16 protein-coding genes, 1 pseudogene and 1 other annotated feature are annotated in these 21,523 nt (G+C 39.5%); of the genes and pseudogenes, 3 read left to right on the forward strand and 14 right to left on the reverse strand.

What is annotated here, in order from left to right:
• Positions 1 to 9 precede the first annotated feature (9 nt).
• From ACO1DI_RS12210 to ACO1DI_RS12220, 3 genes are all read right to left on the reverse strand, one after another.
• Positions 10 to 972: a quinone oxidoreductase family protein gene (locus ACO1DI_RS12210; protein WP_423145292.1), complete on the reverse strand. Its 963-nt coding sequence runs from the start codon at positions 970 to 972 to the stop codon at positions 10 to 12.
• 119 nt (positions 973 to 1,091) lie between these two features.
• Positions 1,092 to 2,606 (reverse strand): acetyl-CoA hydrolase/transferase family protein, encoded by a 1,515-nt coding sequence (locus ACO1DI_RS12215; protein ID WP_423145293.1) that lies wholly within the window; start codon positions 2,604 to 2,606, stop codon positions 1,092 to 1,094.
• A 131-nt stretch (positions 2,607 to 2,737) separates the two neighbouring features.
• The gene (locus tag ACO1DI_RS12220) at positions 2,738 to 3,382 is read right to left on the reverse strand and encodes a LytTR family DNA-binding domain-containing protein (RefSeq protein ID WP_014459738.1); all 645 of its coding nucleotides are present in this window, start codon (positions 3,380 to 3,382) and stop codon (positions 2,738 to 2,740) included.
• Between the two features lie 158 nt (positions 3,383 to 3,540).
• Here ACO1DI_RS12220 and ACO1DI_RS12225 point away from each other — a divergent pair, with 158 nt between their 5' ends.
• On the forward strand, positions 3,541 to 4,221 hold the full coding sequence (locus ACO1DI_RS12225; protein WP_349802989.1) for a DUF421 domain-containing protein: 681 nt from the start codon (positions 3,541 to 3,543) through the stop codon (positions 4,219 to 4,221).
• Positions 4,222 to 4,256: 35 nt separating this feature from the next.
• On the opposite strand, the gene ACO1DI_RS12230 is transcribed toward ACO1DI_RS12225, so the two are convergent.
• The 4 genes from ACO1DI_RS12230 to ACO1DI_RS12245 all read right to left on the reverse strand — a co-directional run bounded on the left by ACO1DI_RS12230 (position 4,257) and on the right by ACO1DI_RS12245 (position 9,022).
• Entirely contained in the window at positions 4,257 to 5,744 is a 1,488-nt protein-coding gene (locus ACO1DI_RS12230; protein WP_028413037.1) for a DHA2 family efflux MFS transporter permease subunit, read from the reverse strand.
• 279 nt (positions 5,745 to 6,023) lie between these two features.
• On the reverse strand, positions 6,024 to 6,581 hold the full coding sequence (locus tag ACO1DI_RS12235) for a 3D domain-containing protein (protein ID WP_014459735.1): 558 nt from the start codon (positions 6,579 to 6,581) through the stop codon (positions 6,024 to 6,026).
• Between the two features lie 586 nt (positions 6,582 to 7,167).
• A complete protein-coding gene (locus ACO1DI_RS12240; RefSeq protein ID WP_423145294.1) occupies positions 7,168 to 8,052 on the reverse strand; it encodes a superoxide dismutase in 885 nt (294 codons plus the stop codon).
• Positions 8,053 to 8,191: 139 nt separating this feature from the next.
• On the reverse strand, positions 8,192 to 9,022 hold the full coding sequence (locus ACO1DI_RS12245) for a glycosyl transferase family 2 (RefSeq protein ID WP_116740395.1): 831 nt from the start codon (positions 9,020 to 9,022) through the stop codon (positions 8,192 to 8,194).
• 230 nt (positions 9,023 to 9,252) lie between these two features.
• Between ACO1DI_RS12245 and ACO1DI_RS12250 the strand changes: the two genes are divergently transcribed.
• Positions 9,253 to 9,918, forward strand: a complete 666-nt coding sequence (locus tag ACO1DI_RS12250; RefSeq protein ID WP_243556648.1) for a cupin domain-containing protein — start codon at positions 9,253 to 9,255, stop codon at positions 9,916 to 9,918.
• A 56-nt stretch (positions 9,919 to 9,974) separates the two neighbouring features.
• Here ACO1DI_RS12250 and ACO1DI_RS12255 read toward each other — a convergent pair whose 3' ends face one another.
• From ACO1DI_RS12255 to ACO1DI_RS12265, 3 genes and pseudogenes are all read right to left on the reverse strand, one after another.
• On the reverse strand, positions 9,975 to 10,211 hold the full coding sequence (locus ACO1DI_RS12255) for a hypothetical protein (protein WP_223546060.1): 237 nt from the start codon (positions 10,209 to 10,211) through the stop codon (positions 9,975 to 9,977).
• 55 nt (positions 10,212 to 10,266) lie between these two features.
• Positions 10,267 to 10,851: a hypothetical protein gene (locus tag ACO1DI_RS12260; RefSeq protein WP_316910090.1), complete on the reverse strand. Its 585-nt coding sequence runs from the start codon at positions 10,849 to 10,851 to the stop codon at positions 10,267 to 10,269.
• A gap of 84 nt (positions 10,852 to 10,935) precedes the next feature.
• Positions 10,936 to 11,405 (reverse strand): annotated as a pseudogene (locus ACO1DI_RS12265) (Type 1 glutamine amidotransferase-like domain-containing protein).
• 106 nt (positions 11,406 to 11,511) lie between these two features.
• Between ACO1DI_RS12265 and ACO1DI_RS12270 the strand changes: the two are divergent.
• Positions 11,512 to 12,015: an immunoglobulin-like domain-containing protein gene (locus tag ACO1DI_RS12270; RefSeq protein WP_423145295.1), complete on the forward strand. Its 504-nt coding sequence runs from the start codon at positions 11,512 to 11,514 to the stop codon at positions 12,013 to 12,015.
• A gap of 320 nt (positions 12,016 to 12,335) precedes the next feature.
• Here the strand turns inward: ACO1DI_RS12270 and ileS are convergent, their stop codons facing one another.
• From ileS to ACO1DI_RS12290, 4 genes are all read right to left on the reverse strand, one after another.
• Positions 12,336 to 15,434: an isoleucine--tRNA ligase gene (ileS, locus tag ACO1DI_RS12275; protein WP_423145296.1), complete on the reverse strand. Its 3,099-nt coding sequence runs from the start codon at positions 15,432 to 15,434 to the stop codon at positions 12,336 to 12,338.
• Positions 15,435 to 15,486: 52 nt separating this feature from the next.
• Positions 15,487 to 15,729, reverse strand: a binding site (T-box leader).
• Positions 15,730 to 15,818: 89 nt separating this feature from the next.
• Positions 15,819 to 16,805 carry a GIY-YIG nuclease family protein gene (locus ACO1DI_RS12280; protein ID WP_423145297.1) on the reverse strand — a complete coding sequence of 329 codons (987 nt, stop codon included), beginning with the start codon at positions 16,803 to 16,805 and terminating at the stop codon, positions 15,819 to 15,821.
• A 102-nt stretch (positions 16,806 to 16,907) separates the two neighbouring features.
• On the reverse strand, positions 16,908 to 17,789 hold the full coding sequence (locus tag ACO1DI_RS12285) for a phosphorothioated DNA-binding restriction endonuclease (RefSeq protein ID WP_423145298.1): 882 nt from the start codon (positions 17,787 to 17,789) through the stop codon (positions 16,908 to 16,910).
• A 284-nt stretch (positions 17,790 to 18,073) separates the two neighbouring features.
• Positions 18,074 to 21,520, reverse strand: a complete 3,447-nt coding sequence (locus tag ACO1DI_RS12290) for an AAA domain-containing protein (protein WP_423145299.1) — start codon at positions 21,518 to 21,520, stop codon at positions 18,074 to 18,076.
• Between the last annotated feature and the right edge of the window lie 3 nt (positions 21,521 to 21,523).

Genomic DNA, 21,523 nt, shown 5'->3' on the forward strand with positions numbered 1-21,523 from the left:
GCTTTTCTTTTACGGTCTTAACAAAATTTTACCTGTACTTTTTCGGCTTTCAAGAAGCTCATGTGCTTTCGCTCCGTCTTTTAAGTCAAATACCACAGGATCGATTAGCACAAGCTGACCTTTACTGATCCACTCAAACAGCTGCTGTGAGCGTACTTTGCGTTCTTCATAAGATACAAGCACGTTCCACAGATCTCCGCCTGTAAGCGTTTTAGAGGTATCCATCAGCATACGTGGGTCGACCGGGGCCGGATCGCCTCCTGCCATTCCGTAAAATACCACGGTTCCGCCTGTTTTTACGGCTTCAAAGCTTTTTTCTAGCGTAACTCCTACAGATTCGTAGGCAACATCTGCGCCTCGCTTCGTTACTTCTTTCACTTGTTCCACCCAGTTATCTTCGTATAAAAAGACGTAGTCAGCCCCTGCTTGAGCCGCTGCTTTTGCTTTTTCAGAAGATGACGTTAAGCCAATAACCTGTCCGCCTAATAGCTTGGCAATTTGAACTAAAAGCTGCCCTACACCTCCGGCAGCTGCGTGCACAAGTACATAATCACCCGGCTGAATGCTGTAGCTGTCTTGTGTTAAATAGTGAGCCGTTAACCCTTGCAAAAGCACAGAAGCAGCTGTGTCAAACGAAATATCGTCAGGTACAACAATTATTTTATCTTGTGGCACAGCAACAAGCTCTGCATTTGCAAAAGGAACGTCAGCAAACGCAATGCGGTCTCCTACGTTAACATGACTTACTTCTGCTCCTACTTCTTCTACCACACCTGCTCCTTCATATCCTAAAATATACGGAAGTGTACCCGTTAAGTGGTAGTTCCCTTTTCTTCGGTACACATCAGCAAAATTAAGTCCAATTGCTTTTGTTCTTACTAGTACGTCTGTTGGACCAATAGAGGGATTCGGTATATCTTGATAGTGAAGAACGTCAGGTCCTCCAAACCTTTCAAATACTAATGCTTTCATAGATAAGTTACCTCGTTTTCTTTATGTATTCCCTTTCATCGTAATTCAAAGAGATACCAAACACAAGTTTCTTACTCAGTGGAAAAACGCTTTGTCTCCTCATGAGACAAAGCGTTTTTTTAATTTGTTTGTGCTACGGTTTCTCTCATCGTTCCATTTTTTTGATAAGACGTATGAAAAGAAAAGGCTTTTTCAAGAACGTGCGGTGTTTGGCCCCCTCGCGTGAGCGCTTCTTCGTAATACGCCATAAGCTGGTCGCGGTACATTGGATGTGCACAATTTTCAATAATGCGCTTTGCCCGTTCTCTTGGAGCAAGTCCGCGTAAGTCTGCATATCCTTGCTCTGTTACAATTACATCCACATCGTGTTCCGTATGATCAACGTGTGAAACAAACGGCACTATGCTTGAAATATCACCGTTTTTGGCAATAGATTTTGTTACAAAAATGCCGAGACGCGCATTTCGGGCAAAATCCCCTGAACCTCCGATGCCATTCATCATTTTTGTTCCCATCACATGCGTTGAATTAACATTTCCGTAAATGTCTAGCTCTAGCGCAGTGTTAATGGAAATTAGTCCTAAGCGACGAATAATCTCTGGGTGGTTTGAAATTTCCTGCGGGCGAAGAATAAGTTTATCTCGATAGGCTTCAAAATTAGAGAAAACTTGTTTCATTTTATCCGCTGAAAGCGTAATCGAGCAGCAGGAAGCAAACGTAACTTTTCCTGCGTCAAATAAATCAAACACGGCGTCCTGCAATACTTCGGAATATACTTCTAAATCATGAAACTCCGAATCTAACAAACCGTGGAAAACAGCATTTGCCACAGATCCAATTCCAGATTGTAAAGGAGCAAGCGATTCAGTTAATCGTCCTTCTTTAATTTCTTGGCGTAAAAATGAAATCAAATTTTGAGCCATTACAACCGTTTCTTCGTCAGGTGCTACAATCGTAGAGGGTGAATCTAGCTGATTTGTAAATACAATACCCTTTACTTTATCTAAATCAATTGGTATGCCTAACGAACCAATACGATCATCAGATTTTTTCAAAGGAATTGCATCACGCTGTCCTTGAACGCCCGGATCATACAGATCGTGAATACCTTCTAACAGCTCTGGCTGCGCTGTGTTAATTTCAATAATAATCGATTTTGCATGCTCGGCAAACACCATCGAATTGCCGATTGACGTTGTTGGAATCATCATTCCGTCATCCGTGATAGAAACCGCTTCCAAAATAGCGAAATCTATTGAATCTAACACGCCTGAACGCACCCATTCAGAAGTATGGGATAAATGCTGGTCGATAAACTGAAATTCACCTTCATTAATTTTTTTACGCATGGTCGGGTCCGCTTGAAACGGCAGGCGTTTGTTTAACATGCCTTTTTCTGCAAATAGCTTATCAACATCTGACCCAAGTGAAGCACCGGTATACACGCTGACTTTTATTGCCTCAGTTTCCGCTCGTTTCGCTAGCGCAAACGGTACAGCTTTGACATCGCCCGCGCGTGTAAAACCGCTTAGACCAAGCGTCATTCCATCTTGAATCCAAGACGCTGCTTCTTCAGCAGAGACAACGCGATTCTGTAATGCTTCATGCTTAATTCGATTACGTACGTTTTCCATTCTCTTCACTCCTTGTTTTTGCTCTTTTTACCATTTTACTGTAAAGAAAGCGTCCACAAGAGTTTTTGGAATGAAATGGACAAAAATAGCGACAAAACAGCATATTTGATGATAATTAAGCTAAATGACGGTTAAAACCCAAGCAGCTTTCGAAAATAACTGGCGTACGACTGACTGACCGGAATTTTTTCTCCATTGTTCATCACTAATAAAAAAGTTGAATGTGTATCAGGATAAATTTCTTGGATTTGCGTCACATTGACGATAAAGGAACGATGACAGCGCACAAACTCTTCTTTTGGAAGCACATAATCAAATTCATTTAACGTGTATTTATGCGTACCCGTATACTTCTGTGCGTACACATATGTTTTTCGGTCACGCGCTTCTACGTAGATGATTTTTGAGAAAGGAACCGGTATCCATCCCTCGTTCACCTTTAACGTCACAACTGACTTTCCGCTCGTTAACGCGGGAAAAATCGCCGTTACGCATCCTTGAACATCTCCTTCATCTAAGAAAGGTACGGCCATGCCGTAGTAAGGTGTGCCGAACACGTCTCGGTGAATAAATTCCGATACTTTTTGCTTTCGTTCTAATGCTTTATATGTAATCGTTCCTTTTTTTATTTGATCTCCAGGGCTGATTTTCAAATTAATTCGTTTGCTTGCTCTGTAATACACGTACGTTTCTAGATCTGAAACGGCAATCGACGCTTCATCGGAGAACAATTCACTGATGACATCTAATAATGCTGATGCTTTAAATGGTTTCATCTTTTCACCTTCTTTTGTCTAGTTAAACACGTTGCTTCTTTATTGTAGCGCAAAAGCAAAAGCGATTGGGAAAGAAGCATGGAATTTATCCTTTTAACTGCATAAAATTTCTATTTTTTCACAACATAAAACAAGGAAATGAAGGAAGGGTGAAATGTATGGGCTATGCTGAATCGACGTTTCGAATCGCCTGTTCATTTTTTGTGCTGCTTCTTTTAACGCGGCTCATGGGAAAAACAGAAATTAGCCAGCTAAATGTGTTTACATTCATTACGGCAATTACGATTGGTAATATCGCTTCTTCTCTCTCCACTGATGAGCGAGTGGAGATTGATAAAGGAGTATACTCACTGCTGGGATGGACATTTTTAACAATCGCTATGGGCTATATTGGAATGAAATCGAAAAAAGCGCGGCATCTTATTACCGGTGAGCCTAAAATTGTGATTAAGCAAGGGAAAGTGATGGAAAAGGCATTAAAACAAGTCCGGCTAGATATTGAATCTCTTTTGGGCATGCTGAGGCAGCAAAACGTATTTTCCATAAAAGATGTAGAATACGCCATATTAGAAATCAACGGAAACCTTTCCGTTATGCAAAAACAAGATAAAAAGCCAAACGCATGGTCAAAAACGCTTTTATTTCCCACTTCAACCGGCGTTATTTACGATGGGAAAGCGAATGAAGATGCTTTGAAGGACCTGCACGTAGACCATAACTGGCTGCATAAGCAGCTAGAAAAAGCGGGAGTCAACTCAATTGATGACGTCTTTTACGCTGAGGTTCAGTCGGACGGATCGCTTTATATTGACTATAAAAAAGACAAATTTAACTCATAAAAAAAATCCGTACCATATAAGGCACGGATTTTTTATTAGCTTGCTTTTTTCACACGATTTGTAATGGTATCTTCTTTTGGTGATGTTTTACGAATAAAGAAGGCTAAAACAAACGCGATTACACTTAAAATCGTTGCGATCATAAACGCATCGTTAATACCCATTGCTGTACCTTGATTCACAGCTTCAGCCATACTGCCTTTATCTGTCGGCAAAATTTGCTGATTCGTTACGATGTTTTTCACGTGTTTTTCACCTTGATTCATCATAATGGATACAAAGAACGCCATTCCTACAGCTCCAGCAACCATTCGAAGCGTATTAACCATTGCCGTGCCGTATTTATTTAGACTAAGCGCAAGCTCATTTAATCCTGCTGTAAAGATCGGCATCATGAGCAGTGACATCCCAAACATACGAACAGTATAGACAATCATCACATACATAAATGTTGTTGTCGTTTCAAGTTTTGTTAATTCATATGTTGTCACAACGGTAATCGCTAAGCCAATAACAGCAAGCCATCTTGCGCCGAACTTATCAAACAGCCTTCCTGTAATCGGAGACATAATCCCCATTACAATTCCCCCAGGAAGTAGCAGCAATCCTGAAAGAAACGGTGAAAAGCCGCGTACGTTTTGCATATAAATCGGCATTAAAATCATACCTGAAAACATTGCCATTGTCACAATCACGTTAATGATTGTTGTCAGCGTGAACATACGGTAACGGAAAATACGGAATTCAAGAAGCGGCTGATCGATTTTTAACTGACGGAAAATAAAGAACAGAATTGAAATACCGCCTACAATGAACATGGCTAATACTTCAGTGCTGGTCCAGCCCTTTGTACCGCCCGTAGCGAACGCATAAAGCAAGCCGCCAAATCCAATTGTTGACAAAATAACGCCAAGCACGTCTAGCTTAGGTCGGCTTGTTTCTGTCACGTTTTTCACTAAAATAATCGCCGCAATTACGTTAATAAGTGCAATTGGAAACATCATAAAGAATAAAACGCGCCATGAGTAGTGCTCAACGATTAAACCAGAAAGCGTCGGCCCTACTGCCGGTGCAAAGTTCATTGCTACCCCAAAAATCCCCATCGCAAAGCCGCGGCGGTCAGGCGGGAATAGCGTAAAAATAACGTTTGTAATTAACGGAAATAAAATTCCCGCTCCTGCTGCTTGCACGACGCGTCCCACTAAAATAACGGAAAATGTCGGTGCGATACCGCAAAGCAGCGTTCCTACTGTAAACAGCCCCATTGCTGTAATATACAGCTGCCTTGTCGTAAATCGATTCATTAAAAATGCTGTAATTGGAATAACAATTCCGTTTACTAGCATAAAGATGGTTGTTAACCAGTTGCCCGTAGCCGCCGTTACATGGAAATGATCCATCATTTGCGGAAGCGCAATGTTAATCAGCGTTTGATTTAAAAAAGCGACGAGCGCTCCCATTATCATTACGCCAAAAATAGACCGAGTTCGGGCTTGATCGGACTGTTGTGTTTGTGTATTCATTTTAACAAGACCTTTCCCTTTAAAATTATCTGTATGTAAATCTTCAGATGACAAACAGGTTAAGAATATAGTTTATGTGTTCATTCTATTAATTTATGTCACGAATATTTAATGAACTTAATTATATACCGGATAAATATATCTGTTTCCGAAATATTTGTCAACAAATATGATCATTTTCGTAAAACTTTTCCATCAGTATATATAAAGTAGCATACCCTTTAATGAAGAAAAAAATGAGAGCCCTTCAACGAAGGCTCTCATTCTCTTAAGAAATACTTATTTTAAGATTTGAACTTTTACTGTTTTTCTTCCCCATTTTAACGCTTCTTTTTGAGAAGGAAGAAGAACATCAATTTTATTTCCTTTAATCGCGCCTCCTGTATCAGCTGCGATTGCCGTGCCATAACCTTCTACGTATACTTTTGAACCAAGCTTAATCACTTTTGGATCGACAGAAATAACTTTTTGATTTGGATTCTTTTTCAAATCGATTCCAATCGCCGTCTTTCCGCTGCAGCCTTTGCAGTTCGCTGTGTACGCTGTTGCTGTTACTTTAAATTCTTTCACAACGTTTGAAGACTTCGCAGGCGCTGCTTTAGCAGGCGTGCTTGATTTTACTTGAGATACTTTTAATACTTGTTTCGGATGAATGCTGTCTGACTTTAAGTTATTCCACTGTTTCAGCTGACTAACCGATACTTTGTATGTCTTTGCAATTTTATATAGCGAATCTCCGCTTTTTACTGTATATGTATTTGTTGCAGCTGATGCACCACTTGCCACTCCGAACAGTGACATTAGAACTAAACTGAACGTAATCATTGTCTTTTTCATGTAATTGATTTCCCCTTTATCTACCAATACATAAAAAATAACACATGAATATTACAGTTATATTTCAGTAACATGTCAATAGTTTGATAGTTTAGTTACAGTAAAAATAAATATTCTTCCTTTTAAACTAGTAAATTAATCACCTTAACATTTCAAAAACATACATATTTAGGCATATAACGGTGCTTTTACACACATTTATATTGGATTATTTCATTTGTAACATTTAACTGGTTCTAGAGGCTTACACTTTATTTTTATATTAGTTATTTAGAACATAGTTTATTTAAAAATAAATAAACGCGTTAAAGTAGATAAAGAAAGGAGCTTAATATAAATCACTTTTTACATCGTGGTTGATTTCCGTGCAAGACGTCGCTTTCCGCGAGTGGCCGATGAGTCTTAATCTTGCCCTCCAATCAACCGCTAAAAGCACCTACATACATGATGATCGCCATAACAATAAAAAAATCCGAACGAGTTAGATTCTCCATCAAGAATCTCAATTCATCGTTCGGGTCTTTCTTCAACTAATATAATTTTTTCATATCCTCTTTATTTGAAATTAAAATACCTGCAATACTTGTTAATACGGCTGCCACTGAAGCATTCTGGCTGCCTCAAATCTTTTTTCTACATTTGGCCAGTAAACGATTTTCCACCAATTATCAACGTAGGGATCACGTTCATTTTTGTACTGCAGATAATAAGCGTGTTCCCATACGTCTAATACGAGCAGCGGAATGGTATCCCACTGCGTGAGAAGCTGATGACGCTCCGCTTGCAAGACTTCAAGCTTTCGCGAACGCGGCGACCATACTAAGATAGCCCAGCCCACACCTTCTACTTTTTTTGCGGCTTGAGAAAAGTGCATCACAAATTTCTCATAGCTGCCAAAGTCTTTTTGAAGCTGCTGCTGCAGCTGGCGCCTCGGCCTTCCTCCTCCTTCTGGACTCATGATTTCCCAAAAGATTGTATGCAGATAATGACCGGAGCCATGAAAAGAAGCTTCCCGTTCCCAATGTTTTATGAGGTCAAAATTATTTGTGTTACGGGCTTGTTGCAGCATGAGCTCTGCTTTATTTAATCCATCGACATAGCTTTGGTGATGCTTGCTGTGATGAAGGCGCATAATTTCTCGGTTAATATACGGCTCAAGAGCTGAGTAACTATAACCAAGCGGCGGCAGCTCATGCTGCCCCGGCGCTATCGATTCCCTCTCCCTGCCATCGTCTCCAAGCCGCTCTTTTAAAACTTTATCAATATGCCGCACTGCATTATTGATTTCTTCTAACGTATATTCGTTGACATCTTCTTCGCTTAAATATTCAAGAACGTCTTCTTGCGTGCGCGTTATATATGACGTTATATCTACTTCTGTAATGGCTTCTTCAAATACAGGATCACATACTTGTTCAAGCCAGGTCTGAACTTCCATCAAGTATCTTTTTCTCTCATCTTGATCGGCCATACTTCCCCTCCTTACACCTCATCTTCACTATCATATTCAAAAGAAAAAGCAACATAACTTCCTACTTGTATCTATTGAGGTAGAAAATTCGACATAAAAAAGCAAGAGCTCCTTAAAGGATAAACTCTTGCCTTTTTTCTTATATCTTCTTTGCCATATTCACATAATCAATCGTTTCTTGCTTGCTAACAGCCGCGTGCTTCAGCTTTGGATTATAATAGAGCTCGACTTTTATATTATTGATTTCACAATCATCTGGCATATCCTGCAAATCCGTTAAAAACGGCAGCAAGTGATTGTTCATATCGTATTCAAACGCCCCATTTTGCAAGTAATACACCTTTGGCACATAGTTAATATGGCGAAAAAACTTCACTACGTTGATTCTCTCACCGTATGAGGCGATCACTTCATCTTCTGTCAGGTTCGGATAAGATAAATTAAACACTTGCCGAACCGGCGTTTTCAGCCACTTGGTCAAGCAAGTCTGCGGATTGTTGACAAGCGCTTTTGCTCCTTTTACGTACCCTGCTAAAAACATCGACATAAAGCCGCCGCCCGATGATCCGTAAAATAGCACATTAGACGAACTCACCTGTACTTTTTTCATGAACTTTTCAATTAAAACCGCAATGTCTTTTAAATAAAAACGATCGCTTGTCCCTTGTCCCCACGCAAGCGACACCTTTCCTAAATAAAGCGTAGGATCGTTATAGTAAATAATTGAATCTTGGAATTCATTCATCCACGAATGGCGCTGAAAATATGGAGGGCCTGCAGGCATTTCCTGACTTGCCCCTCCTCCTGAGCCAAACACAAGCAAATGAGAAGACTCTTTTTTTAACCTGATTAAAAACTCAAACAGCACTCCGTTCCACTCGATTCCTACTAAAACGGGCTTATCAAACGGCAGCTGAAGTTCATCCAGCTTTTCATACGTACTAGTTATCTTTTCATATTGATCAAGCAACAGCTCTGCAACTCACTTTCCTTAAAATGATCTGTCGTATGCGTCTGACATTGATCATGGCTCTGTAAAAAAGAACCTGTTACAGTGTATGAAAATCAGTGGACAAATGTTTGTACACGTTATCAAAAATAGGCCTTACCTACAGATCCTCCTAGGCTTCTGTCACGAAATAAAACTCTTCACATACGATACAGCATCATAAAAAATTCAAGGATAGGAGCTGGAGACCCTTGTCAACGCCCTATATGGATTACAATAATCCAAACGTACAATACTTTTCTGATGTGAATAAAAACAGACTTAATACGCGAAACGATCAAAATTACATTAACCGATTAGGCCGGGATGTGCTCAACACATTAGGAAACGTATCATTACTTGATATTTACTTAAGCAAAAGCCGCGTAGTCGAACCGCACTATCACCAAAATGCCGCTGAGCTAGTCTACTGCATTTCAGGCTCAGCCGTCGTTTCATTAATCAATCCGTTTAACAATGAAGTGACAAATATTCCGATTACTCCCGGTCAAGTAGCTAATATCCCTCAAGGCTGGTGGCACTGGGAAATTGCGTCTGAAGACAATACGCATTTACTTGCCATTTTTGACGCTCCTTATCCGGAATACATTTTTGGATCTGATATTTTAAATAAAACGCCTATTGAAGTCCTTGCTCACACGTACTGCTTAGATCCGAAGCAGCTAAAGAAAACGCTGGCTCCGTTAAAAAATCAAACCATCGTGATTGGACCAACGGACGAATGTGGAGAAAAAGAACACTATAAAAAGAAAAAACAAGCCGGACCCCCTCACCACGAGACTCCTCCTTATACGTATCCTCCGCCTCAAAATTCTTATTACTCTCCTCAAAATCCCTATCACTATCGATATTGGTAGAGACAAAAAAACCCGCTGCCAGTGCAACGGGTTTTTTTAACGAATACATAACGTTATTAATCTGTATATGTACTGTGAAAAGCGGCTTCAATATATGCAACTTGGAAATGATAATGTCCAATTAAATATTTCACAATATCCACTTGATCGATTTTGCCAGGCTTATCGACCATCGCTTCTTTCACCATTTTTTCAAATGTACCTTGATCAAATTGTTCTTCATGAACAACAATTGTTTCAGAGTACGTTTCGCCTTGCCCTTCTGAAATGCGGTAGTAATACAATTTCTTCACCTCAATTTATCTTAAGTGTATGTATACCCTTAACTACTCATTTTAAAACATTTTTTCAGCGTTCTTTTTCTACTTTACGATAGGCTGCGGCTTTTGCTTTTACAAGCAGCCTTGTAACCCAGTACGCCACTAGCGTTATCCCTATATCAATCAGAAAAATATAGAACAAGCTCATTCCTTTTCCTGAATCAATAAATTTAAAATGGTGTTCAAGGGGCGCCAGTCCAAATGAAAAAACAGCGCTCAGCAGAATCGTATACAGATAAAAATTCTTTTGGTGATTCGTACAATATTGATAAAGCAGCAGAAAGCCTACTGGCAAAATAGAAGCCGTAATATTTGTTGCGTTTGGAAGCTGTGGTGTTAAGAAAAATGTGTGCGTTAAATAACCGGTTCTTCCAAGTGCAATATCAATATATGCCCAGAGCATGTGAACTGTATAACCGAAGAAAAACACCTCAAAGATCCTCGTCCGATCTACGGTAAAATACAACAACACAAGAGGAAGAACGAGCGAAGCAACCACCACCCAAAACTGCCAGTTTCCGAAATCTGAGTACTGATGCCAATACGACGATAATAACTCCTGCAGCTTATCGCTTTGTTCATGTATGTTTCCCCAGTATTGTTTATAACTCACTGAAGCACCCTCCTATATAGAATCTCTGCTTATGTATGTACGAATAAGCTCCATTTTATACAGAGAAACATGAAAAGCGGCCATTTATTGCTTGCTATCACCCAAATTGGTCACCGGGAGTTCATGCTCAATGACTTTACTTGCTTTTCGATTAACAACATACGCTTTTGCTGTAGGCCTTGAGCTAACTGATGTTAATAGCTTCTCATCTTTAAAATGCAGCGCTACTCCATCATCTACAGCATAGCCTGCTTTGATTTCCCCGCTTGCCATTAACTCGTGATACGAAGGTCTTCGATTGCTTTCTCCGTCGTAGTGAGGACAAAATCTATAAAGTTTGGTGAAAACAGCGATAAATGAGACGGTTTGCATACCAACTTCTCAAACGCTTCATAAAACCTTTCTATATAATTATCCGCATCTCCGCTGGCTGTAGGGATAAAACAGATTTTCGGCACATCTATATGAGCTTGTGAAAGTATGTATTGATCCAGAAGCAAGTTATCCGGCTCCATCGAAAAACCTCCGCCGCCCATGGCTATAATTTGTCTCATTTCAATCATTCCTTTCAAAAAAGTGATATAGAAAATGTAAATTCATACTATTTCAAACAAGCAGTTTTCCGTATAATGGAAGAGTAAAAAAGGTGGTGCAAAGCTTTTGAAAATAGTACGAACACTTATACTAATACTAGGTATTTTTATTATTTTGTTTTGTATTTTTGGCTATATCGATTATAACGGTCAAAAAATGGAACTTGGAGCCAAACAAGAAAAAAACATTCCTTCTTCCATTAACACTGACGGAGGTGCCATTACGCTATCTGCTGTCAGTAAAAAATACGATAAAACGCAGTTTGGCTTTTTTGTTATCCAAAACAATTCGACGCATACCTTAACAATTCCTTATGAAAATACGGCGGATCACTTAAAAGACGGCAAGTGGTACGAAGTTGTGCTAAACGGATTAGAGTTTCCTGATAAAACCGTCACGCTAAAGCCAGGGAAATCACTCAAACTAGATATCGCAACTCCTAACTACAAGGTAGGAAAATACCGTTTTGTACAGCACTTTAAAGATGAAAACGGAAAAGAGTATGTGTTAGCGGCTCCTTTTGAAATCGTTTGGCCGAGCCTTAAGAATGTTCTGGGGCAGTTTGATTAAAGGTAAAAAAGAGAGATTTAGACATACCGAAATTCATCTCACCTAAAGACGAGCAAACCGGGTGAATGATTAGTATGAATTGCTTGTTACCCCGCTGTTGATTTCCATGCAAGACTTCGCTTTCCGCGGGCGGGCGGTGAGCTTCCTCGTCGCTGACGCTCCTGTGGGGCCTCACCTGTTCTGCTTTTCTCGCAGGAGTCTTCGTCTTGCCCTCCAATCCACAGCTAGAAGCTTCTACGTTCACTATAAAAACAGAAAAAACGAACGGTTAATCGATAAACCGTTCGTACATTACTTCAACTTATCTTTGCCTCTCTTTATCAGCTCTGATTTAAAACACGAAGCGTAATTTGCTTTGTTCCGACTTTTACCGTCTCTCCATCTTCCATCGTTTCTGTCACGCTGAGACTGTGTAGCAGAAGATTTTCTTGAAGCAGCGTTTCAAACTTCGCAACGGCTTCCTTCACTTCTTCGTCTCCGCTAAGCTCCAAATCGACACGTAAATTCACGGGTAAATCCAGCTTTTTGCGATAGTCTTGAACCGCTCGAATTACTTCACGAGCGACTCCTTCCTGCACGAGTTCTTCAGTTAACGCCGTATCTAATACCGCAGTATACGTGCCGTTTGATGCCACTGCAAAACCTTCTTTTGGCACTTTTTCAACAAGTACGTCTGCCGTTTCAAGCGTTAGGTTTTCTCCTGAAGCAAGCGTAACACTCAGCTTGCCTCGTTCAACAAACTCTTTTCCTTGCTCTTCTGAAAGGTTCTTTAACGCTTGGTTGACCTCATTCACTTGTTTTCCAAACTTCGGTCCAGCCTTTTTAAAATCAAGTTTTAACACGTACGAAACAAGTTTGTCGTCGTCTTGCTCCACGTTAAAGTTCTTCACATTAAGCTCATCTTTGATGACATCATGGTATGCTTCCCACTCTACATCTTCTTCCGTTACCACAAGCGAAAGACTTTGCAGAGGCTGCTTTACTTTTAACGAATGCGTATTTCGGATGCTTCGGCCTAGTTCAACTACTTGCAGTACCGCTGCCATTTCTTTTTCCAGCTTTTCATTCACTTTGGTTTGATCATATGCAGGATAGTCTGCTAAATGAACGCTTTTCCCTGTGAGATTTTCATGAACGTCATCCGCAACAAACGGCGTAAACGGTGCTAACAGCTGACTAAGCGTGACTAACACTTCATGAAGCGTATCGTAAGCTGCTGCTTTTTCTCCGTCCATTCCTTCTGACCAAAAACGATCGCGGGAACGTCGCACATACCAGTTGCTTAGCTCTTCAATAAATGCCGCGATTTCACGAGCGGCGCTTGTAAACCCGTAATCTTCAAGATGTGCTGTTGCTCGCTTAACCGTACTATGCAAACGTGAAAGAATCCACTCATCCAATTTTGTTTTTTTCAATTCATACGTTTGCTTCGGGTCATAGCCGTCAAGCTTAGCGTACAGAACGTAAAAGCCGTACACGTTCACAAGTGTATCAATGACTTTTGACTTCGCTTCTTGCACGACACGCTCTGAAAATTTCTTCGGATTCCAAGGTGCACTGTCTGCCAAAAGCGCCCATCTAAGCGCATCGGCACCAAATGTATGAATAAGATCAACAGGGTCCAGCGCATTTCCTTTACTTTTAGACATCTTTTGACCGTTTTCATCTAAGACGTGACCAAGAGACAAAACGCGCTTATACGGTGCTTTTCCTGTAAACAGCGTTGAAACTGCCATCAAGCTGTAAAACCAGCCGCGCGTTTGATCAATTCCTTCTGCGATTACGTCTGCTGGAAACTGTTTTTGAAACAGCTCGCTGTTTTCAAACGGATAGTGATACTGCGCAAACGGCATCGAGCCGCTATCAAACCAAACGTCAATTACTTCCGGCGTGCGCTTCATTTCTCCGCTGCAGACCGGACACGTCAGCTGCACGTCATCTACGTAAGGCTTATGCAGTTCAATGCTGTCATCCACGGAATGTGACGCATGATTTTGCAGCTCTTTGATGCTTTTCGGGGCTACTTGATGCTGGCATGCTCCGCATTCCCATACGTTCAGCGGCGTTCCCCAGTAGCGTTTTCTGCTGATGTTCCAGTCCACCATATTTTCTAAAAAGTTGCCAAAGCGGCCGTGCTTGATATGATCCGGGTACCACGTCACGCTTTCATTGTTTTTCAAAAACTGTTCCTTTAACGCCGTCGTTTGGATAAACCAGCTTTCATTTGCGTAATAAAGAAGCGGCGAGTCGCATCGCCAGCAAAACGGATAGCTGTGCTCATGCTTTTCTTTATGATACAGCACGCCTTCATTTGCTAAATAACGAACGATATCAACGTCGCAGTCTTTCACGAAACGTCCTTGAAAAGGCGGCACTTCAGACGTGTACTGTCCTTTTTCATCCACTACGTTCACAAACGAAAAGCCGTTTTCTTTTACTACTCTGTAATCATCTTCACCATATGCAGGTGCTAAATGAACAACACCCGTTCCGCTTTGGTCCGTTACATAATCAGCCGTTACGACTTCATGACCTTTTTCAACGTTCACAAAATTAAACGGCGGCTCATACGACATCCCTTTTAACTCATTTCCTTTATGATGAGATAAAACGCTATACTCTCCTTTTAACACTTTGTCTGCAAGTGCTTCTGCCACTATATACACGCTGCCGCCTTGCTCAGCGCGAACGTAGTTCATCTCTTCATGCACCGCAAGCGCCACGTTTGACGGAAGCGTCCAAGGCGTTGTCGTCCACCCTAAAAAATACTCATTATCGCGGTTTTTCACTTTAAATTTCACCGTTACCGTTAAATCTTTTACATCTTTATACCCTTGCGCTACTTCATGCGAACTCAGCGAAGTTTGACAGCTCGGGCAGTAAGGTGATACGCGGTGGCCTTTATAAAGAAGTCCTTTGTCATGAATCGTGCCAAGTACGTTCCATACGCTTTCAATGTATGAATTCTCTAAGGTGATGTAAGGGTCTTCCATATCAACCCAATAGCCAAGCTGCTCCGTGAACGTGCGCCATTGTTTTTCATACACAAACACACTTTCCTTACACTTGTTGATAAAAGCTTCTACGCCGTATTTTTCAATATCATGCTTGCCTGATATCCCGAGCTGTTTTTCAACACCGAGCTCAACCGGCAGTCCGTGCGTATCCCAGCCTGCTTTTCGAATCACTTGATGCCCCGTCATCGTTTTATAACGAGCCACCACGTCTTTAATCGTCCGGCCTAGCGCGTGTCCCACGTGAGGCAAACCGTTTGCTGTTGGAGGCCCTTCATAAAATACAAATGACGGATGCCCTTCTCGATTTTGAACCGACTGCTTAAACACATTTCCTTTTTGCCACTGCTGCTGGATACGCTGTTCGCGCTCTTGCGAAGACTCCCTTACATTCACTTCTTTCATGTGATACCACTCCTTTTAAAGTTAAAAGCACACAAAGAAACCCGTCCCTATGACTAGGGACGGGTTTTAACCGCGGTACCACCCTGGCTTCTATTGATCCGTTCATCAATAGCACTCAGCAACGTACAATCATACGCGTTCTTTTTAACGGTAGACTACCGTTCAAACTTACTCATAGATTCAGTTTGACTTCTCAGAGAGGATATTCCCCTGCAGCTTGAACACCAGCTTTCAGCTATCACCAGTTCTCTGTGGAACAAACTTGCAGCGTACTGATTCTCTTCAACGAATTTGTGTGCTTTTATTAGTAGCTATTGTATGCGGTTCGGAAGGGAATGTCAATGTTTTAAAATCCTTATTGAAATCCAAAGGTTTAGATCTAAGTTATTTTGTTTCTGCACTTAACATTTGATCGATTTTATTACGCGCTGTTATCCCGTTCTTATCTTTCCATTCAGAAGTTCCACTGCTTCTTCGCTGTGTCACAAACACTGCCGCAGCTGAGATAGAAGAAAAAATTTGATCTTGTACCAGCACGTATCTACCATCTTTTATTTCTAGTACACCGTTTTCTAGAAAAGTATTAATATGGTCTTGCTGCCTTTTAAGTTTAGCTCCTTCTAGCTGTTGTTCGCTCGCAAGCAAAGCTCCTTTATAGACAAGAAATCCATCGCTAACATATTTCCCGGTCGCATACGCATCTCGGCGCTTACAATATAGAACGTCCTCTACTATTACTGATTTTATATCTTTTGACAAATGTGTCTCAACTTGAACAACCTCTTCTATCGCTTGCTCTGCTTCAATCTTTGGTATGTCACCAGACTGTACAGCTTCGCTTTCATATTCTATTCCATTTGAAGCATCCGCAAAAATTGAAAAGCCTAACCCACCAAGTAAAACTTTAATAACATTAAAAATATCTGTCAGGTCGTCTCGTCTAAATTCACGCACAAACGGTTTTGTGGGAACGGTTTGATTAATATCATATGTACCAGAGCGCATGGCTGCTAGATAAGAAATATGTTCTAAGTATTTTACATCAACTTTATCTAATTGATCTTGAGAAGCATTAGAGACAATTAACACGGCCACATCCCAAAAACTTTTACCTGTTGATGGACTAGCATGCTGTCTTAAACGTTCATATCCCACTTCTGCCTCTCCAATATATGCCTCTTTATCTTCTCCAAATAAAAAATAAATGCCGGGCTTTTCTACTTCGCTTTCACCCTTTAAATCTTTCAAACTATTTCTGGGAATGAATACAGCCTGTATCGTTGTATTCGGCACCTCAGATACTTTAATCCCATTTGGATCTTCATCGTAAAACCAAGTCTGTATTCGTTTCGCACCGCTTTTTCGTAGCATCTTTCTTCCTCCGTTTATATCTTCTTGAACGTATTTTAACTGACATTACAATATGTAAATCACTTCCTAATTATAGACGCAGCAATCTATCATTCACAAAAATTAATTTATATCACCTGCTTGATATCTAGCAGGTCCCCTAAATACTTCTCTAACATGCCACCCAAGAAAATCTTCACTCGGCTGATACGCCGGATGAATAGGATCTCTAAGCTTTTGTCCGTGGAACTTCATAAGCCACTCTTCAAATCCATTCGTCCCATGCGCTTGGGTTGCTACTAACAGCTCATTATGATCTGAAAAAGTAAAAACTCCTCGATCAAATAATTTATGATGCATCGAACATAACGCAATTCCGTTACTTTCAATATCTGGTCCTCCCGCTTGATGCCACTTAATATGAGCGGCCTCTACACCAACTAAATTATGTCCAAGACGAACGTTAAACCCACAAACAGCGCAGCTATATCCGTAAGCTTGAAGAATTTTCTCTCGAAACTTTGGATCTCTTCTTCTCTTCAACTGTGTTTCAAAATCCAACCCTACCGCTCTTAATATATCTTCATGGATCGTATCGGGAAAATGCTCATTTAATAAAAATTGTGCTGCATCTTGAAGTAGCGTAGGATCATTTGCAAAAAGGTTATAAACATCCTGTCTAAAACCGCCTACTATATTTGTACTCAGCAAATATTTATCGGTAAAGCTACGCTTATCAATATCTTCACTTAGCTCCCATATTCCATCTCCTGTCAAACGAACAAAAGGATGCTCCGGATGATAGGAACTCCGAGAAGGTCCAAACTCCATAAGCAGCTCTTTCAAAGGAATTTTCACCTCTCTATACGGCAGGTGCATTTGCTGCTTGGCCTGCAGCTGACCTAGAGCATACAGTATTAACAGTGGTTTGTGCGGAGCTCTTTGATCTCTTTTTTTCCAGATATTTAAGTTTTTTATTTTTTGAAGTACCTCTTCTCTGTTCATGTTTATTTTTAGCTCCTATATATAGTTTTGTTGCAAATTATCTTTTCGCTCTTAATTGAATGATTTCATGTTATCACTTTTATCCAACTATTACTCTCCTAATCGTACATAAATATGTTAACATTCACTTATGAAAATAGGGACTCCACTTTAACTATCTTCGTCTACGTGACCAATTTGACGCTCTTTTCACTAGCTGAATCCCGCTCTTCAGCTACAAAAAAAGCACTTATTTCCTGTAAAATAAGTGCTTCTCCAAGTTAAAGTTTTCTTTATATGAGAGATTAAAGAGATACCTTCTGTTTAATTCTATCTTTTTTCACTATTTCTTTGATACGCTGATCAATTCTTTCGATTTCTCTAGAAGGATTTTTCCACCAGTTCCGGCTCCAAATCCGATCAATATTCCATCCGCGTGATTCTAAGAAACGCTGTCGATAAACATCTCGTTCTTTAGCACTTGGAGAACTATGATACATAGCTCCGTCACATTCGACTCCTAATATATAACGCTGTGGATCATCAGGATGTACAATAGCAAGATCAATACGATATCCTGACATTCCTACCTGTGTTGTTACGTTATAACCTATGTTTGTTAACTGTTTGTATACTTGTTCTTCAAACGGAGAATCGAATTGAAGCGTGCTATTTTCTTGAATATGTGTATTCACGCTTTCAGTAATTTCATTGATGACACTCTTAATTTGATCATGCTGAATACCAGATACTGCTTTAACGTATTTCAAATAAGATTTTAATAATCTTGGGCCGATATTTGCTGTCGCTGATACATTTAATTCTTCTGGCTCTATGCTTGAAATTACTACTATGTTTTCTTTTGCACGTGTAATTGCTACATTTAATCGATTTTCTCCCCCCTGTTGATTAAGCATACCAAATCGATTAAAAATCTTTCCTTCCTCGTTTTTAGCGTAACCGATAGAAAATAGAATGACGTCTCTTTCATCTCCCTGAACGTTTTCTATATTCTTCACAAAAATCCGCTCGTCTAAGTCTTTCCCCATCACTTGACTGTATAGAGCATTAAACTCAGAATCTTCTTGGAGCTTTTTATCAATAACATCCAGTATTTTATCTTGTGGTTTTGCATTAAATGTAATAATTCCTAATGTTTGATGAGGTTTTTGAAGTAAATGCTGCTTCAATACAGCTACAACTTCTATTGCTTCAATTTCGTTACATTGATTTAACCATTGGCCCTCTACTTTTCTCCATAACATATTAGGCGGTTGCTTTAATGGCTCAACATTTGGTGCAATTTGTATTTGACCTTGATAAAAAGCATGATTAGAAAAATTAATAAGCTCTTCAGACTTAGATCGATAGTGCCATTGAAGAATTTTTTCCGGAAATCTGCGCTTTGCTAGATTTAACAAACTTTCTGATTCATCAATATCATACTCTGCTTCATCATCTTGATTATTAGCAGCAGCTCGAAACATATTGAAGGGTGGAAGTTGTTTCTCATCTCCTGCTACAACAATTTGCTTTCCACGATAAACAGAAGGAATTCCGCTTTCTACCGTACATTGAGAAGCTTCATCAAAAATAACCAGGTCAAATAAACCTTCTTCTAGAGGAAAAATAGAAGATACGGTTTCGGGCGAAGCTAGCCACACTGGCATCAAATTGAATAAACCATCATTATGGAATTGTTCTACCAAACGGCGTATTGGCCAAATTCTGCTTTTTTTAGTTACTTCATGTTTTAATTCTTTAATTCTTCTTAAGTTTGTACTATTCACATCCATAGACATTTCCGATAGCTGATGGCGTAAGTATCTTTTGGATGCTTCCCTTTTATCTATAAGGGCTTTGGCAAATATATCTCGAATTCGACTAAATTCGTTTGTTGATATTTTTTGAACTTCGGGATATTTCTTTTCAATTAAATCAATCCAATGAATATAAGTAGAATTTTTCACTACATCTACCCACATTTCAGATAGAGATGAAAAACTGGAATCGTTTAAAGCTTCAATATCGCCTTTATCCTTTAATTTATTTATAACAGTTCGTGAAAGATCTGAACTGTCCTCATAAAATGCATCCATCTGCCTAACATCATCAAAGTCTCGATGGATGTATTCCAACATTTTATCTAACTCTTCATACGGTATGTCACCTTTAGCAATGCGCTCTTTGATTCTACCTATTTCTTCATTATCGATATAACTTTTCAGCTTATCAATTTCGTTGGCCATCGCTGTTGTTTCATTAGCTAATTTATGCATAACAATTAAGCCGTCACGGACCTTCATCCATTCTGGTGAGTTCAAACCTTTAAATTTGCTTCCCAGCAACAATTCTTCAACAATAGCTTTTCCAGTAAAAGATGTCCAGATCCACAGTCTGATCCCTTGCATTGTACGTCTTTTTTCGACGTCCAAATCATCATATATTTTTTCAAGTTTATTATTAATCATCCAAGTATAGGCAGGAGTAATTTTTTCATGATTTAGTTCGTTTATAAATTCAACAGATTGCTTTGCTCTTTCAAGAACACCCTTCAATGTTTCAATCATTTGAAGCTTATCTTTTATCTCAAGCTTAGCGTAAGATTTTCTGTTTTTTAGCGGATAATCTTTTTTTCCAAATTGTTCATACCACTCAGCATACGTATATAGATTGGCTAAAAGATCCTCTAGCTTCGTTTTATTTAGCTGTGAAATCGAATCAGATAAATCTATATAATAATGAAGTTCGTCCATTTGCTTCGCTTGTCCATACAAATCATATAATCGATAACCAAACTTTTGATGCTCAAACAAGCCTTTAGATATCCTGCTAAGCAAGGCTTCCTGATTAGCGATGTTAGTGGAAATATCATGAAACTCTTGAGAAGCTTGCGAAAAAGATTCTTGGGAGTGATTCAAGAGTTGTTGTAAAGCTAAATAGAGTTCTTTTCGATCTGACTTTTCATCATGTATTAAAGCTGTATGTGAAGCCAACTGTAGACTATCCAAACGCTGATAGATAACATCTAAAGCTGCTCGTTTTTGACAAACAACCAATATTTTCTTATTTTGATGAAGAGCATCTGTTATTAAATTTACAATAACTTGTGATTTCCCCGTACCTGGAGGACCATGAACCACTAACCCTTTTTGAAAACGCGCTTCCCGTAGAATATCTTCTTGAGAACCATCTGTCTCTAACAAGTAGAGTTGATCTTGCTCTTTAATTATTTTATCTTCTTTACCCTCTACACCAGAACCAAGCATTGATTGGTCAATTAATTTATCTTTAGGATCAACTAATTCTTCAGCCAATGCTAAATTATTATCTTCACTTTTTTTAATTAGTTCTTCGTAATCTTTTACTAAAGATGAGCCACCTTGTGGAAAATCACCAATAACAGCATGTTCTAGAAGCGTTAGATTTGAAACTTCTGGTATATCTTCTCTTTTATATTCTTTTAATTTAACCAAACCTGTCTCTTCATAAGATATATGACGATCAAACTCTGCTAACCAACTTACCCATGATTTTAAATCTCTTTTAACTGCTAAATTGTTTGCTTCTTCAAGCCATTCATCAGAAAACGTTAAGTTATTTGCTTTCTTGAATGCTAAAAAAAGTGTTCGATTCAATTGAGGTTCTTCTTCCGTTTTTCGCAATATCCACTTTTGTTGATTCGTATTATTTTTCTCCAACCTTACTGGATAAAGAAAAAGCGGTGCTTGAAAAAATGTACCATCACTCATTGT

It is taken from the genome of Priestia sp. 40, from assembly GCF_049368575.1.
Lineage (GTDB): Bacteria > Bacillota > Bacilli > Bacillales > Bacillaceae_H > Priestia > Priestia zanthoxyli.